The organism is Parafrankia elaeagni (assembly GCF_000374165.1).
In the GTDB taxonomy this organism is placed as follows: domain Bacteria; phylum Actinomycetota; class Actinomycetes; order Frankiales; family Frankiaceae; genus Parafrankia; species Parafrankia elaeagni.
Genome location: NZ_KB893728.1, coordinates 268713 through 283330, shown reverse-complemented (window position 1 = coordinate 283330; position 14618 = coordinate 268713). Strand labels below are relative to the sequence as shown.

General features: G+C 70.2%; 12 protein-coding genes. 4 read left to right on the top strand and 8 right to left on the bottom strand.

The features are described 5' to 3' along the window. Positions 1-2: 2 nt before the first annotated feature. The 5 genes from B207_RS0117675 to B207_RS0117655 all read right to left on the bottom strand — a co-directional run bounded on the left by B207_RS0117675 (position 3) and on the right by B207_RS0117655 (position 7282). Positions 3-1829 carry a flavin-containing monooxygenase gene (locus tag B207_RS0117675; protein ID WP_018637899.1) on the bottom strand — a complete coding sequence of 609 codons (1827 nt, stop codon included), beginning with the start codon at positions 1827-1829 and terminating at the stop codon, positions 3-5. 86 nt (positions 1830-1915) lie between these two features. Beyond that, a complete protein-coding gene (locus B207_RS0117670) occupies positions 1916-3301 on the bottom strand; it encodes an aromatic ring-hydroxylating oxygenase subunit alpha (protein WP_018637898.1) in 1386 nt (461 codons plus the stop codon). Positions 3302-3386: 85 nt separating this feature from the next. Then, positions 3387-4238: an SDR family NAD(P)-dependent oxidoreductase gene (locus B207_RS0117665; protein WP_018637897.1), complete on the bottom strand. Its 852-nt coding sequence runs from the start codon at positions 4236-4238 to the stop codon at positions 3387-3389. Positions 4239-4243: 5 nt separating this feature from the next. Further along, complete coding sequence (locus B207_RS0117660; RefSeq protein WP_018637896.1) at positions 4244-5845, bottom strand: SMP-30/gluconolactonase/LRE family protein; 1602 nt, start codon at positions 5843-5845, stop codon at positions 4244-4246. A gap of 138 nt (positions 5846-5983) precedes the next feature. Further along, positions 5984-7282 carry a cytochrome P450 gene (locus B207_RS0117655; protein ID WP_018637895.1) on the bottom strand — a complete coding sequence of 433 codons (1299 nt, stop codon included), beginning with the start codon at positions 7280-7282 and terminating at the stop codon, positions 5984-5986. Positions 7283-7720: 438 nt separating this feature from the next. On the opposite strand from B207_RS0117655, the gene B207_RS0117650 reads away from it, so the two are divergent. The 4 genes from B207_RS0117650 to B207_RS0117635 all read left to right on the top strand — a co-directional run bounded on the left by B207_RS0117650 (position 7721) and on the right by B207_RS0117635 (position 12154). Continuing rightward, positions 7721-8332, top strand: coding sequence for a TetR/AcrR family transcriptional regulator (locus tag B207_RS0117650; RefSeq protein WP_035741078.1), 612 nt, complete (start codon positions 7721-7723; stop codon positions 8330-8332). Between the two features lie 65 nt (positions 8333-8397). After that, positions 8398-9549, top strand: coding sequence for an acyl-CoA dehydrogenase family protein (locus B207_RS0117645; protein WP_018637893.1), 1152 nt, complete (start codon positions 8398-8400; stop codon positions 9547-9549). Further along, a complete protein-coding gene (locus B207_RS0117640) occupies positions 9546-10844 on the top strand; it encodes an acyl-CoA dehydrogenase family protein (protein ID WP_018637892.1) in 1299 nt (432 codons plus the stop codon). Before B207_RS0117645 ends, B207_RS0117640 begins: the two co-directional genes overlap by 4 nt. A 125-nt stretch (positions 10845-10969) precedes the next feature. Next, positions 10970-12154 carry an amidohydrolase family protein gene (locus B207_RS0117635; protein WP_018637891.1) on the top strand — a complete coding sequence of 395 codons (1185 nt, stop codon included), beginning with the start codon at positions 10970-10972 and terminating at the stop codon, positions 12152-12154. A gap of 121 nt (positions 12155-12275) precedes the next feature. Here B207_RS0117635 and B207_RS0117630 read toward each other — a convergent pair whose 3' ends face one another. From B207_RS0117630 to B207_RS0117620, 3 genes are read right to left on the bottom strand one after another with little or no spacing between them, the layout of a single operon-like run. Further along, positions 12276-12836 carry a nuclear transport factor 2 family protein gene (locus B207_RS0117630; protein WP_018637890.1) on the bottom strand — a complete coding sequence of 187 codons (561 nt, stop codon included), beginning with the start codon at positions 12834-12836 and terminating at the stop codon, positions 12276-12278. A gap of 47 nt (positions 12837-12883) precedes the next feature. Further along, entirely contained in the window at positions 12884-13441 is a 558-nt protein-coding gene (locus B207_RS0117625; protein ID WP_018637889.1) for a nuclear transport factor 2 family protein, read from the bottom strand. A 48-nt stretch (positions 13442-13489) separates the two neighbouring features. Beyond that, on the bottom strand, positions 13490-14350 hold the full coding sequence (locus tag B207_RS0117620; protein ID WP_018637888.1) for an SDR family NAD(P)-dependent oxidoreductase: 861 nt from the start codon (positions 14348-14350) through the stop codon (positions 13490-13492). Between the last annotated feature and the right edge of the window lie 268 nt (positions 14351-14618).

Below are 14618 nucleotides of genomic sequence, written 5' to 3'. Positions count from 1 at the left end.
GGTCAGCGGTTCAGGGAAAGACCTTCGAGTTCACCGGTTCCGCGCCAGGCCTGGAACAGCTCCTCCAGCGCGTAGAAACCGGGCCAGTAGGGGTCGCCGAGATGCGACCGGCGCTTCTTCTCACCCTCGCTGTTGTAGTAGCCGGGGGTGCATTCCCGCTCGAAGTTGCTGTTGTCGATCGCCGTCTCGCGCACGGTGGTGCACCAGGCGTCCACGGCTTCGGTCGTGGGCTCCACAGTGGTGGCCCCGCGGGCGAGGGTCTCTTTGATGACGTAGGCGATGTGATCGGCCTGCTGCTCGAACATCGAGGTGGTGCTGGCGGTCACCCCACCCTGGATGAAGCCGGTGAAGAACTGGTTCGGGAAGCCGTCGCTCATGATGCCGTGCTGCGTGCGGTAACCGTCCCGCCAGTGGTCGTAGAGCGAGCGGCCGTCCCGGCCGGCGAACGGGGCGATGCCGAGCTTGCGGTCGAGATCGGTGGTGATCTCGAAACCGCTGGCGAACACGATGCAGTCGACCTCGTACTCGACGCCGTGCGCGACGAAGCCCTTCTCGGTGATCCGTTCGACGCCCTGTGTCTTCGAGACGTCGATGAGGGTCACGTTCGGCCGGTTGAAGGTCGGCAGGTACAGGTCGTTGAAGCACGGCCGCTTGCACAGGAAGCGGTAGTACGGCTTCAGTACCTCCGCCGTCGCCGGATCCGTCACGATCTCGTCGACGCGCTGCCGCAGCCGTTCCATGACCTGGTAGTCGACGGTCTCGCGAAGTTCCATGAACTTCGCCGGGTCCGCCAGCGCCGCCCAGCCGTCGGTCGCGTCCAGGTGCGCCTGCAGGTTGCGGCTGATCTCCGTCCAGCCGTCGCAGACCAGGTCGGGCTGGCCGGGGCCGAACGCCTCGAACGCCGCGGTGTGGAAGTTGCGCTGCCGCTCCAGCTGCCAGCCGGGCTGCAGCGACGCGGCCCACTCCGGGTCGGTCGGGCTGTCGCCGCGGTGGTCGATGGACGACGGCGTGCGCTGCAGCACGTACAGGTGCTCCGCCGTCTGGGCGATGTGCGGGATGACCTGCACGCCGCTGGCGCCGGTGCCGACCACCGCGACCTTCTTGCCGGCGAGCTTGTCCAGCCCGCCGGTCGAGCTGCCGCCGGTGTACTCGTAGTCCCAGCGGGCGGTGTGGATGGTGTGGCCGGCGAAGTCCTTCAGACCGGGAATGCCCGGCAGCTTCGGACGGTTGAACGGCCCCTGGCACATGACGACGAAACGCGCCCGGATCTCGTCGTTCCGGTTGGTGCCGATGCGCCAGCGACCGATCTCCGGGTCCCATTCCTGGGAACGGACGAGGGTGTGGAAGACGGCCTTGTCGTAGAGCCCGAAATGCCGTCCGATGCGCCGGCAGTGCTCGTAGACCTCGTCGCCGTACGCGTACTTCCGCGTCGGGATGTAGCCGACCTCCTCCAGCAACGGCAGGTAGCAGTAGCTGTCGGAGTCGACCTGGATGCCGGGGTAGCGGTTCCAGTACCAGGCTCCGCCGAAGTCGCCGGCGTGCTCGATGATGCGGACGTCCTCGATGCCCGCCTGCCGGATCCGGGCCGCGGCGATGAGACCGGCGAAGCCGCCGCCGAGCACGACGACCTCGATGTCCTCCTGGATCGGCAGGCGCGGGGTCACCGGCAGGTAGGGGTCGGCCTCGTGGAACTCCTCCAGGTCGCCCTCGGCCACCAGGTACTGCTTCTGGCCGTCCTCCCGAAGGCGCTTGTCGCGTTCGTTCAGGTACCGGGCGCGCAGGGCGTCATGGTCGATCTCGGGTGTCTGCGTCGGGGCGCAGTGCGACATGCAGGGTCCTCGGTTCTTCACAGCGCCCTGACCGGTCCGGGGGTGACCCGGACCCGGTCAGCGGCGGGCGATTGCGCGATAAGGCGTCAGGGCTGGAGCGGGCGAGGCTCACCGGTACCCATGTACCGGGCGAGGTTGTGGTGCAGGTTGACCACGGTGCGCTCCCGGTAGGGGTTCGGCTTCGGCCCGGTGAAGCCGGCCGTCTTCATGCCCTTCTGGATGGCGGCCATGTTGGCGAAGTCCTGCGGCAGGACGGTGCGCCAGCCCGGGTCCTCGGGGGGAGTGAACTCCCACTCGGTCGCCGGCTCCTCGCCTTCCGGGAACAGCTCGTAGACGGCCGCCTCGAAGATGCACTTGTCCGGGTCGTAGCCGTAGGGCCGGGCGCTGTAGCAGAGCATGTTGTTCAGCGCGTGGCCGATCTGGAAGTTCGGGAAGATCTGCCAGGCGGTCCCGCTCTTGCCCACCAGCGCCGGTTCGACGGTCGGCCAGACCACGCCGCGGGCCGCGTCCTCGGCGCGGGCGGTGGCCAGCCAGTGCTGGAGCACCTCGGCGGACGAGGTGCCCTCCGGAAGCTCCTCCACCAGCCGGTTCGCCACGTCGACGAGCGTCCGCGTCGTGTTGGTGTTGGCGTTCTCCCAGGTGAAGTTCTGCAGTTCGGCGGTGGAGACCCGCGCGTCGGTGCCGCCGCCCACCCGCAGCTTCGCCTGGTTCTCGTCCATGCCCTTCGGCGCGTCGTAGCCGATGTTGCTGTGCTGCCCTTGGGCCCGGGACCAGCCGAGGAAGGCGCCGAAGCTCATGAACTCCGGGTGCGTGTACGGCACGTGGTAGGTCTCCATGAACGCCTCGAGGGCGACCTTCCAGTTGCAGTCGAAGACGAGCCACCGGCGCCACCGGTAACGCATGTTCTGCAGCTGGAAGGGGTCGAGCAGGCTGGCCGCGGGCTCGAGGTACTCCCGCAGCGGGCCGCTGTCGGGGTCCAGGTTGATCCACAGCCAGCCGCCCCAGGTGTCGACCTTCACCTCGGGCAGCCGGGTGTTCTGCTCGGTCAGGGCGCACTTCCAGTCTTCACGCTCGGCGATGAACGTGTTCTCGCCGTCCAGGTCGTACCGCCACCCGTGGAACCCGCACACCCACTGCCGCTTGCGGCCGCGGGCGTCGTGGGCGCCCGGTGGGACGTCCACCAGCGGCCGGCCCCGGTGCGAGCAGACGTTGTGGTAGGCGCGGATCCGGTCCGGCGCCGAGCGCACCACGATGACCGAGTCGTCGAGGATCTCGTAGGTGAGGAAGTCCCCGACCTGGGGAATCTCCTCGACCCGGCCGACCTGCTGCCACACCTTGCGCCACAACTTGTCACGCTCGGCCCGGGCGTACTCGGGCGAGAGGTACGCGTCCAGCCCGATGGTGAACGGCTCCGAGAGCGGCTCGGTCGGCGGGGCCACTGATCCCTGCATGTTGTCGACAGTCTCTGTCATGACGTTTCTCCAACCCGCGTGAGGAGATAGTCGGTATTGGCGGTTGCAGCTTCTGCCAGTTTTCCGGTGAGGCCGCGGGGGATTACTAGGGGCGCGTGATCTCGGCGCGGAAGTTGTCGTCCTTGAGGAACAACGACGTGTTGTCGGACCCGAGATGGGTCCACCGGAGATTGAGCCCGCCGTCGACGAGAATGGTCTGGCCGGTGATGTAGGACGAAAGGTCGGAGAGCAGGAAGAGGATCGCCGAGGCCTGCTCCTCCGGCTGCGCGCGCCGCCCCATCGCGATGGCCCGGCGGTCCCGCTCGACATCGGTGTCGACATAGGCGCCGGATCCCGGCGTCTCCGTCACCCCTGGCGCGACCGCGTTCACCCGGATGTTCTCGGCGGCCAGTTCCACGGCCAGCGAACGGGTCGCCGCGACCACCGCCGCCTTGGCGCTGCCGTAGGCGATGTGCAGCGGCGCGGTGTTCATCCCGCTGATCGAGGAGAGCGAGACGATCGAGCCCGGGCGCCCCTGCGAGCGCAGCCGGCCCGCGACCGCCTGGCTCATGAAGAACATCGTCTCCAGGTTCCAGGCGAACAGCTCGCGCCAGTCCGACCTGGTCACCCGGGTCGACGCCATCCAGGTCGAGGGGGCCGCGCCGCCGGCGATGTTGACCAGCCCGTACAGGTCGCCGCTGGCGTTCTCGGCCGCCTCCAGCGCCTTCGCGATGCCCTCGTCGGTGCCGGAGTCGGCCGCGACGGGGATGACCGGGAGGCCCTCCTGGGCCAGCGGCGCGATGTGGGTGTCGAGGTTGTCCTGGCGGCGGCTCACCGCGATCACGGTGGCGCCGGCGCGGGCGATCAGCCGGGCCGTCGCCGTGCCGATACCGCCGCCGCCGGCGCCGGAGACGATGACGACGCGGCCGTCGAGGCCGAGGAACTCCTTGTCCGTCATCGTGATCAGCCCGCCTGGGTGAGAGCGAGCACGCTGCCCTCGGCGTCGGCGGAGACGTACAGGGTGCCGTCGGGCCCGACGGCGATGCCCGCGAACGGCCCCTGCGGGCCGGAGAACGGCGCCATGCCGCGCAGCGGTTTCGGTACGACTCCGGGCGGGGCGCCGAGCGGGAGGTTACGGGCGATGACCTGGCGGTCGCCGCCGGCCAGGTCGACGCTGACGAGCTCCTTCGACCCGGAGTCGACGATGTGGATCCGGCCGCCGTGCACCAGGATGCCCTGCGGGTCGGACAGGTTGTCGACCACCGTGTCGACCTTCGGGCCGGTGATCCCGACGACGCGCCCGGCGCCGGACTCGGAGACCAGCAGCGTGCCGTCGGGGGCGAAGGCCACGCCGAGCGGCTTGGCCAGCCCGGACGCCACGACCTCCGGCTGGCCGCCGGAGCGGACGAGCAGCACCTGACCGGTGCCGAAGTCGGCGACGGCCACCGCGCCGGTCGGCGCGGCCGCGACCCCGTAGACCTGGTCGAGCCCTTCGGCGAGGATCTCGGACTCCTGGGCGGCGGGCCGGTAGCGCACCACGGTGCCGCTGGCGGTGCCCACGAGGAACTCGCCCGGGCCGATGGCCTGCACGCTGCGGACGAAGCCCGGGTAGTTCGGGCTGAACAGCATGCCCAGCGTCTGCGGGGTGCCGCCCGGCGTCAGCGCGTAGAAGAAGGTGCCGTCGGCGATGAACAGGGTGCCCTCGGCGTCGACGGTCAGGCCCAGCGGCCAGGTCAGCCCGCCGGGCAGGGTCTCCTGGGTCCTGCCGTCCCCGAGGATCTCGGTGATCGCCCCGGTGAAGCTCGAGACGAAGAGCCGGTCACCGACGAAGGTGCAGTTGTCCAGGCCGGGGCCCAGCTGGGCCAGCACGGTCCTGTCGCCGTTGCGCGGGTTGATCCGCAGCACCTGGCCGCTGTGCACCTGGGTGGAGACGATGAAGCCCTCGGCGTCGAACTTGACCGAGTCGGGAACACCGAGGTCACCGGCGACCCGCTCGGGCTCGCCGCCGTCGGGGTGGATCCGCCAGATGTCGTTGGTGCCCATCACCGGGTAGTACAGGAGGCCGTCCGGGCCGACCTCCATGGCGTTCGGCATCGCCACGTTCTCGGCGAGGATGCGGGGCTCGCCGCCGTCCAGGTCGAGCTCCATCAGCCGCCCGCCGATGCGGCACTCGCCGACGAACAGCCGGCCCTGGTGGACGGTGATGCCGTTGGCGCTGGGGAGGTCGTCACGCAGCACACGGGTCCGGCCGTCGGCGCCGAGGACGCTGACACGGCCGTCCATGACCTCGGTGGCGTAGAGGTTGCCCGCCGGGTCGAAGGCGACGTCGTCGGGACCGATGATGTCGCCGCCCTTGGCGCTGATGGTCTCCAGCGCCCCGGTCTCGACGTCGAGAGCGCTGATCTGGCTGCCCGTCACCTGCGCCACGTAGACACGGCCGTCGGGACCCGTCCGCAGACCGTTGGCGCCGAACAGCCGGCTCGGCGGAGTGAGCCGTTCCAGGCTCCACCCGTCGGCGACACTGATGGATGTGGCACTGACGTAACGCGCGCCTTGTAACGACATTGGTGGCGTACTCCCGGAAACCTCGTTGTTAGGGTAAGCACTCGCGGTGGGTCACAGAACGGTGGATCGCAGAGGGGCGGATTCCGGGCCCCGGCGCGGGTGCCGGCAGCGCTGCCGGCACCCGCGCCGAATCCGGAGTCAACTGCCGTTCTCCACCGGCGTGAACTCCAGGTTCAGGTGGGTCAGGCCGCGAAGAATGAAGGTCGGAAGGTAGCGGTAGCTGCGGGCGTCGGCCGGGCCGTGCACGCGCTCGGAGATCCTGATGTCCGAGGTCCGCTGCAGCAGCCGCTCGAGGCCCGCGCGGGCCTCGGCACGGGCCAGCGGCGCGCCCGGGCAGGAGTGGATGCCCCGGCCGAAGGCGATGTGCTGGCGGGCGTTCGGCCGCCCGGCGTCGAAGGTGTCCGGGTTGGCGAAGCGGCTCGGGTCGCGGTTGGCCGCACCGTTGACCACCATGACCGTCGTGCCCGCCGGAATCTCCACGCCGCCCACTGTGGTGGCGACCCGGGAGAGCCGGAAGTCGCCCTTCACCGGGCTCTCCAGGCGCAGCGTCTCCTCGATGAAGTTCGGGATGCGGTCGCTCTCCCGGCGCAGCAGGGCCTGCAGGTCGGGGCGTTCGGCGAGCACCTTGGCCGCGGTGCTGACCAGCCGGACCGTGGTCTCCTGGCCGGCCGAGAACAGGTTGGCCGCCACCCGCACCACGTCGATGACCTCGGGCGTCGAGCCGTCCGGGAACGTCGCGGTCGCGAGGCCGGTGAGGACGTCGTCGCGTGGCTCGCGGCGGCGGTCCTCGACGTAGGTGCTGAACTTGTCGTAGAGGAACTGCAGCGGCGAGTGCGCCATGTGGTCGTCACCGGTGCTGCCCACCCCGGCGTCGCCGTGGCCACGGCCCTGCAGCCTGGCGGCGAACTCCTCGTGGTCGGACTCGGGCACCCCGAGCAGGTCCGCGATGACCAGCAGGGCGAACGGCCCGGCGAAGCCGCTGATGAACTCACCCTCGCCGTCGGCGAGATAGGTGTCCAGCAGGCGGTCGGCGAGCCGCCAGATGAACTCCTCGTTCTCCTTCAGCCGCTTGGGGGTGATCAGCCGCATGAGCAGCGCGCGGTGGTCGGTGTGCATCGGCGGGTCGAAGGTCGGGAGCTGGTCGCTCATCGGCAGCTCGTCCCGGTGCCGCTCGATCAGCTCCGAGATGTCGTCGCCCTCCAGGGGCACCGGAAAGCCCGGGAACGGGCCGGTCACCGAGATACAGGACGAGAAGTGCTCGGAGTCGTGGAAGACCGAGACGGCCTCGTCGTACCCGGTCACCATCACCACGTTGTGGTGCGGTTCCTTCTGCACCGGGCACTTGGCCCGCAGGGCGTGGAAATAGGAGTACGGGTCCTCGATGAGCTCGTCGCCCCGAAAGAAGTCGACCGCATCAATGTCTGTCACCGTCTGCACCGGATCCCTTCACCGCCGACTGTCGGCGCTTCGCGCTGGTCATACCGCGGCCGTGGGGCGCTCGTGTCGGGACAGGCCCGGACCAGGGCTGCCGCGCGAGGCGGGATGAGCCGTGACGGGCCGGTGCCGGACCGCCGGATCCGTGGCACGATCCCCCGGCGGCGCAGCGGCCGCGCGGAGGAGGACCCGCTGGCCAGCACCTGTCCCCGGCAGCGCGATCGGTCACCTCGCGATCGGTCACCCTGCGTCATCCGGCTCCCTTGCCCGACGCCCCTGTCGGCCAGGACTTCCACCGCGTCTCCACCCCGGTCCACCTTTGGTTTGTGGGATGTAGCCCCGCGATCGGCCCGGCCGTACGAACTAGGGCGTCACAATACGGACCGACGGTCCACATCGGCAAGGGGATCGTCCACGCCAACAGCTGAGGAGACACGAGTGGTGACCGGATCGGAGCGAGCAGATGCGGCCCGCAACAGGGCCGCCATCCTCGCGGCCGCGGCGGAGCTGTTCGACCGTGACGGAGTCGAACAGGTCTCGATGAACGACATCGCCCGCGCCGCCGGGGTCGGCAAGGGCACGATCTTCCGCCGCTTCGGCGACCGGACGGCACTGATCGAGGCGGTGCTGCTCCCCCGCTCCGTGGCGATGCGGCGCCTGGTCGACCACGGCCCGCCGCCGCTCGGCCCCGGCGGCGAGGCGACGGACGCCCTGCGCGCCTACCTCGACCTCCTGCTCGACTTCGTCTGGGAGAACCGGGCGCTCATCCGCGCACTGGAGCACCGGGTGCCGCACGCGTACTACGCCCACTCGTCGAGCCGGTACTGGCTCACCGAGCTGGCACGACGGCTCGCCGCGACGCACCCGCAGGACACCGACTACCTGACCTACATCCTGTCGACGGCGCTGCGGGCGGACGTCCTCGACTATCTGATCTCCGTGCGCGGGATGAACCCGGAGCAGGTGCGAGCCGGCCTGCACCGGCTCGCGGTGCCGGCGACGCGGGACCCGGGCGCACCTCTTGCCGATGTGGACCGGCGGTCCGTATCGTGACGACCTGGCTGGAGACGACCTGGCTGGAACAGGCAGGGGAACGCCGTGACGCGAGGTGACGCAACGTGCTGTTGGAGTTGAGTCCTGACCAGGAGGTCCTCCGGGAGGCGACCGCGCGGTTCCTCGCGGACCGCGTTCCGGCGGAGACCGTCCGGAGCCTGCGCACCAGCCCCGCCGGGTTCGAGCCCGGCTACTGGAGCGCCGGCGCCGAGCTGGGGTGGGTGTCACTGCTCGTCAGCGAGGAGCAGGGCGGGGGCTCCGTCAGCGGGTCCGGGCTCGTCGACCTGACCCTGGTCGCGCACGAGTTCGGGCTGCGCGCCGCCCCCGGCCCGCTGACCGGGACGAACGTCGTGGCCGCCACGCTGTCCGACGTCGGCGGCGCCGACACCGACGGCCCGCACGCCGACGTGCTCGCCCAGATCGTGTCCGGGTCGGCCGTGGCCTCCTGGTGCCTGGCCGGGGCACCGCCGCTCGACCGGCTCGGCAGCGTCGGGGTCACCTGGAACGCCGACGGCGACGACTTCGTCCTCAACGGCTCGTGCCGCCCGGTCGAGGCGGGTGGCCAGGCCGACCATCTGCTGGTCACCGCCCGGGGAGAGCAGGGGCTGACCCAGTTCCTGGTCTCCACCGGCACCCCGGGAGTCTCCGTCGAGCCGCTGCGCACCGTGGAGCTGAGCCGGCGGTTCGCCACCGTCCGCCTCGACGAGGTCCGGGTCGGGCCCGGCACCGTCGTCGGCGCTGTCGGCGAGGCCGCCGAGCAGGTGGAGCGGCAGCTGCAGCTCGCGATCGTCATCCACAACGCCGAGGCCGTCGGCGCCATGCAGGCCGCCTTCGACATGACCGTCCAGTGGGCGTTCGAGCGCTACTCCTTCGGCCGCCCCCTCGCCTCCTACCAGGCGCTGAAGCACCGCTTCGCGGATATGAAGACCTGGTTGGAGGCCTCGCACGCGATCAACGACGCGGCCGCGGCCGCGGTCGACGCCCGCTCCTCCGAGGCCGGCGAACTGGTCAGCGCCGCGAAGTCGTACATCGGCGACAACGGCACCGAGCTGCTGCAGGAATGCGTCCAGCTGCACGGCGGCATCGGCGTCACCTACGAGCACGACCTGCATCTGTTCCTGCGCCGCGTCACCGTGAACCGGGCCCTGTACGGGACGCCGGCCGAACACCGCCAGCGCGTCGCCGGCACCGTCGAGCAGTACAAGGAGCGGGCATGAGCACCGAGCCGACCGGCACCTCCCCGGCGGACGCAGCACCGGTGGAGAGCGTCGAGGAGTTCCGTGCCCGCGCCCGGACCTGGATCCGGGCCAACCTCCAGCCGCTGGTCACGCACGCGAAGACCGGAGTGATGCGGGCCCGCCTCACCGACGACGAGGAGCTCGCCGAGGTCGCCCGCGAGCGCGAGATCCAGCGGATGCTCTTCGACGCGAAGCTGGCGGGCATCTGCTTCCCGCCCGCCTACGGCGGGCTGGGCCTCAGCCCCGCCCACCAGCGCGCGTTCAACGAGGAGATCACGGGTTTCGAGTACCCGTCCCGCATCCAGGCGCCCACGTTCTCGCCCTGCGCCGCCGTGCTGCTTGAGTTCGGCACCGAGGAGCAGAAACTGCGCCACATCCCCGCCATCCTCAGGGGCGAGGAGATCTGGATGCAGTTCCTGTCCGAGCCCGGCAGCGGCTCGGACGTCGCCTCGGTCACGACCAGCGCCGTCCTCGAGGGCGACGAGTGGATCCTCAACGGCTCCAAGATCTGGACGACCGGCGCCTGGTGGTCCGACTGGGCGCTGTGCCTGGCCCGCACCAACTGGGACGTCTCCAAGCACCGCGGGCTGACGGTGTTCATCCTGCCGATCCACCAGGACGGGGTGGACGTCCAGCGCATCGAGATGCTCAACGGCAACAAGGAGTTCTGCCAGGAGTACCTCACCGACGTCCGGGTGCCCGACAGCGACCGCATCGGCGACGTCGACGACGGCTGGACGGTCGGCACCCGCTGGATGTTCCACGAGCGGATGCTGCACAACTCCCCTTTCGTCACCATGCCGTCCGGCTGGTCCTACGGCGGCGTCGACGCCACGTTCCTGGTGGACGTCGCCCGCGACGCCGGTCGGCTCGACGACCCGCGCACCCGCGACCTCATCGGCGAGGGCCGCGTGCTCGACCTCGTCCGCGAGGCCCTGCAGGCCCGGATCAGCACCGGTGTGCGCTCCCGCAAGCTGCCCGACCAGTCGGCGGCGATCGGCCGGCTGTTCGCGGGCCTCTCCTCGACGCGGGTCACCTCGATGGCGTTCGACATCTCCGGCTCGGCCGGAGCGGCCTGGGCGGCGGACGACGGCGCGATCGCCGAGATCGGCACGGACTTCCTGCTGCGTCAGACCACCTGCATCGGCGGCGGGACAACCGAGATCGCGCGTAATGTCATAAGTGAGCGAGTGCTCGGTATGCCGCGGGAGGCCGCGCTCGACCGCGACCGGGCCTTCCGCGACGTCCCACGGGGCGGCTCCGCCCGATCCTGAGGCCACCGGCCACCCCCGGTGTCCTGGCGTCCTGGTGTGGTGGACAGTCCCAGCCGGCTCGCACCGCGTGACCCACCGGCACCCGTCCGGTACCCGTTCCCCAGGCAGCTCTCCCAGGAGGTCCGATGCCCAGCAACGACATCCCGGTCTTCGACGCGGACAACCACTTATACGAGACCCGGGACGCGCTCACCCAGTTCCTGCCCGAGCGGTACAAGGGCGTCATCGACTACGTCGACCTGCACGGCCGTACGAAGATCGTGGTCAAGGGCCAGATCAGCGAGTACATCCCGAACCCGACGTTCGACGTCGTCGCCCGCCCGGGCGCGCAGGAGGACTACTACCGGCACGGCAACCCGGAGGGCAAGTCCTACCGGGAGATCTTCGGCAAGCCGGTGCGCTCCATCCCGGCGTGGCGGGAGCCGGCCGCACGCCTCGCCCTCATGGACGAGCAGGGCCTCGACCGCACCCTGATGTTCCCCACCCTCGCCAGCCTCATCGAGGAGCGGCTGCGTGACGACCCGGACCTGATCCACGTGGTCGTCCACTCGCTCAACGAATGGCTGCACGAGACCTGGACGTTCAACTACGAGGAACGGATCTTCACCACCCCGGTCATCACGCTGCCGATCGTCGAGAAGGCCATCGAGGAACTCGAATGGGTCCTCGAGCGTGGCGCGCGGGTCGTCCTCATCCGGCCGGCTCCCGTTCCCGGCCTGCGCGGGCCGCGGTCGTTCGGGCTGCCGGAGTTCGACCCGTTCTGGGCCAGGGTCCAGGAGGCCGGCATCCTCGTCGCGCTGCACTCCTCGGACAGCGGCTACGCCCGGTACAGCAGTGACTGGATGGGCCGCAGCCGCGAGATGCTGCCGTTCCAGCCGAACGCCTTCCACATGCTGCAGGCCTGGCGGCCCGTCGAGGACGCCGTCTCGGCGCTGGTCTGCCACGGGGCGCTCTCCCGGTTCCCCGAGCTGAAGATCGCCATCGTCGAGAACGGGATGAGCTGGGTCGGGCCGCTGCTGTCCGCCATGGCGAAGCTGTACAAGAAGATGCCCCAGGACTTCCTGGAGAACCCGGTCGACGTCGTGCGGCGCAACATCTACATCAGCCCGTTCTGGGAGGAGAACCTCGCCGAGCTCGCCGAGCTCATCGGTGAGGACCACGTCCTCTTCGGCTCCGACTACCCGCATCCCGAGGGGCTGGCCAGCCCGCGCAGCTACCTGAAGGAGCTTGAGCACCTGCCCGAGCCGCTGGTGCGCAAGATGATGGGCGGCAACCTCGCCCAGCTCATGAAGGTGCCCGCCGCGGTCTGAGGCCGCCCTCCCCGCCCGGCGCAGCGCGCAGCGGCCCGCACCGTTCTGGTGCGGGCCGCTCTCGTCTGCCGGTCAGGCCCGGTCGGTAGGCCCGGTCGGTAGGCCCGGTCGGTAGGCCCGGTCAGGCCTGGTCGGACCGGAAGGCGGTGACGCTGTGGTCGCCGTGTGCCCGGCCGACGTAGTGGTCGCCGAGGAACGGCATGCCGAGCACGCCCTGGGACCAGTCGACCGACGTGCCGAAGTCACGGAGCCAGTCGTAGAGCATCGTGCGGTGGGCGATGCGCCACTGCCCGTCGCGCCGCTCCAGGCGGTCCAGGTACCGCCCCCCGATCACGATGTCGTTCTCCTGCTCGCCCATGTTGATGCGGTGGTAGGCGGTCACGTGCGTCTCCGCGGTCGCCCTGTCCCCGCTGACCTCGATCAGGCTCTGCCCCAGGGTGTGTAACGTGACCGTGATCGCCTCGGCGCCCGGGACCACCCAGTCGAGGTACTCCTTGAGCCCGCCGACGAAGATGCCGTGGTCGTCGGTGGCCTCCGGCCAGTACGCGCTGCTGATCAGATCGGCGTCGCGGCGGTCCTCACCCCGGGCGACGCGGGCCACGCAGTCGAGGATCCGGGCGCGGTCGACGACGTACCTGAGGTCGTCGGCCCCGGGGGCGCCCTCGGTGGTGTCGTTGGTCATGGTGCGGGCTCCCTCTTGGTCGGTCCGTCCGGCGGGCGGTCGGTCGGTCAGGGGATCTGCGGCTCGCGCAGGTTCGTCAGCGGCCGCCGGTAGGACGGGTCGCTCGCCCCCCGCCCCGGCGTGCCGTTGAGGTGGACGTCGGGGACGTCCTTGAAGGGGATGTCGAGGGTCGGGACGAGCCCGGACCACTCGATGGCGTTCGTCCGGAGCGCGATCCGCCACTCACCGTCGCGCCTTTCCAGGCGGTCGAGGTAGCGTCCGCCGGCGATCCAGTTCGTCTCGTCCCGGTTGCGGCCGACGAACAGGTAGTAGGTCTCCGTGTGCGCCGTGTCGCCGTCGATGTCGTAGGTGACGTTGAGCAGGTTGTGATGGGTCGCCGCCTGCCCCTGCTCGTGCATGGGGGCCGCCCAGTCGTACAGCTCCGCCGGGCCGCCCACGAAGGAGCCCGCGGCGATCACGGCGTCCTTGTGGAACGCCGAGAGGAACAGTTCACGGTCGAATCGGTCCATGCCCCGGCTGAAGCGGGTCAGGGCGTCGAGGATGTCCTGCCGGTCGAGCACTTCCGAAAGCCGGGCGAGCCGCTCCGGGCTGATCGGGATATCCATTGTCTCCTCCAGAGGGAAAAACGGGCGACACCTGGTGGCGGCGCGGGGTCAGACGGGTGACCAGAGGGGCGATCCCCGCTGCGCGCGGACCGACGGGACGACCTTGCCGTCGATGTCCGTGATGCCGTACTCGGTCGCCAGCTCGGCGGTGATGAACGTGCCGCCCGACCTGGCCATGAGGTCCGGGTCGACGGCGAGGGCCGCGATGACGCGCCCCGGGAACTCCGGCGAGCTGCCGATCAGCGGGTTGGTGACCGTCTGCGCCTTCATCGACGGGTCCCGGGCCAGATTGCGCTCCGCCCGTTCGGTGAAGGTGAGCCCCTGCCACAGCGACAGGGAGGCGACGGAGTGCGGCTTCAGCTCGATCGCCATGTCACGCGCCATGCGGTCCACCGCGGACTTGCAGGTGCCGAAGACGACCCCGTAGGTGTAGGTGACGCCCACATACCCCGAGGTCGCCACGATGAGGCCGCGGCCCTGCGGAACCATGAGACGGGCCGCGTGCCACGCCGCGACGAAGTTCGACCGGACCCCGACGTCGACCATCTCCCAGTTCGACAGCGGCTTCTCCCAGAACGACCCGGGTTCGGTCAGGTCCTCGGGCAGTGAGAAGGCGTTGTTGACGAGGATGTCCAGCCGGCCCTGCTCACGCTCGACCTGCGCGAACAGCGCGGCGACCTGCGTGTCGTCAGCATGGTCGACCTGGACCGCGACACCGTGTCCACCGCGGCGGTCGACCTCCGCCGCGGTCTCCCCGACGGTGCCGGGCAGAGCGTGCGAACCCGGCACCACCGTCCGCCCCGTCACGTACACCGTGGCGCCGTGGTCCGCGAGCGCCAGCGCGATTCCTCTGCCGATGCCCCTGCTGGCTCCAGTGACGACAGCGACTTTCCCGGCGAGGGAGCCCATACCAACTCCAGTCTGCTATCAGTGCCCGGGGCGGGTGGTTACGCCTGACGGCGGGGCTCGTCGCACACACGCCCGCGTACGCCGACGGTGGACGCCCGCCACACGCAGGCCATGATGTTCCGCTCCCCGGCGCGGGGCGGATCCCCCGCGACGACGCACCTGAGAATATGAGAGCAATCCTTTCAAGGATAGATGTTTTTCGCCGTCGCCTTACGTGCTAGGGCCTCCCCGCACCGAACCCGCGGTTCGACCCTCGACCCGTTACACC

Bases quoted from the DNA above. Each gene is read 5' to 3' on its own strand.
- B207_RS0117675 (WP_018637899.1), bottom strand. From the start codon at position 1,829: ATGTCGCACTGCGCCCCGACGCAGACACCCGAGATCGACCATGACGCC.
- B207_RS0117670 (WP_018637898.1), bottom strand. From the start codon at position 3,301: ATGACAGAGACTGTCGACAACATGCAGGGATCAGTGGCCCCGCCGACC.
- B207_RS0117665 (WP_018637897.1), bottom strand. From the start codon at position 4,238: ATGACGGACAAGGAGTTCCTCGGCCTCGACGGCCGCGTCGTCATCGTC.
- B207_RS0117660 (WP_018637896.1), bottom strand. From the start codon at position 5,845: ATGTCGTTACAAGGCGCGCGTTACGTCAGTGCCACATCCATCAGTGTC.
- B207_RS0117640 (WP_018637892.1), top strand. From the start codon at position 9,546: ATGAGCACCGAGCCGACCGGCACCTCCCCGGCGGACGCAGCACCGGTG.
- B207_RS0117635 (WP_018637891.1), top strand. From the start codon at position 10,970: ATGCCCAGCAACGACATCCCGGTCTTCGACGCGGACAACCACTTATAC.
- B207_RS0117630 (WP_018637890.1), bottom strand. From the start codon at position 12,836: ATGACCAACGACACCACCGAGGGCGCCCCCGGGGCCGACGACCTCAGG.
- B207_RS0117625 (WP_018637889.1), bottom strand. From the start codon at position 13,441: ATGGATATCCCGATCAGCCCGGAGCGGCTCGCCCGGCTTTCGGAAGTG.
- B207_RS0117620 (WP_018637888.1), bottom strand. From the start codon at position 14,350: ATGGGCTCCCTCGCCGGGAAAGTCGCTGTCGTCACTGGAGCCAGCAGG.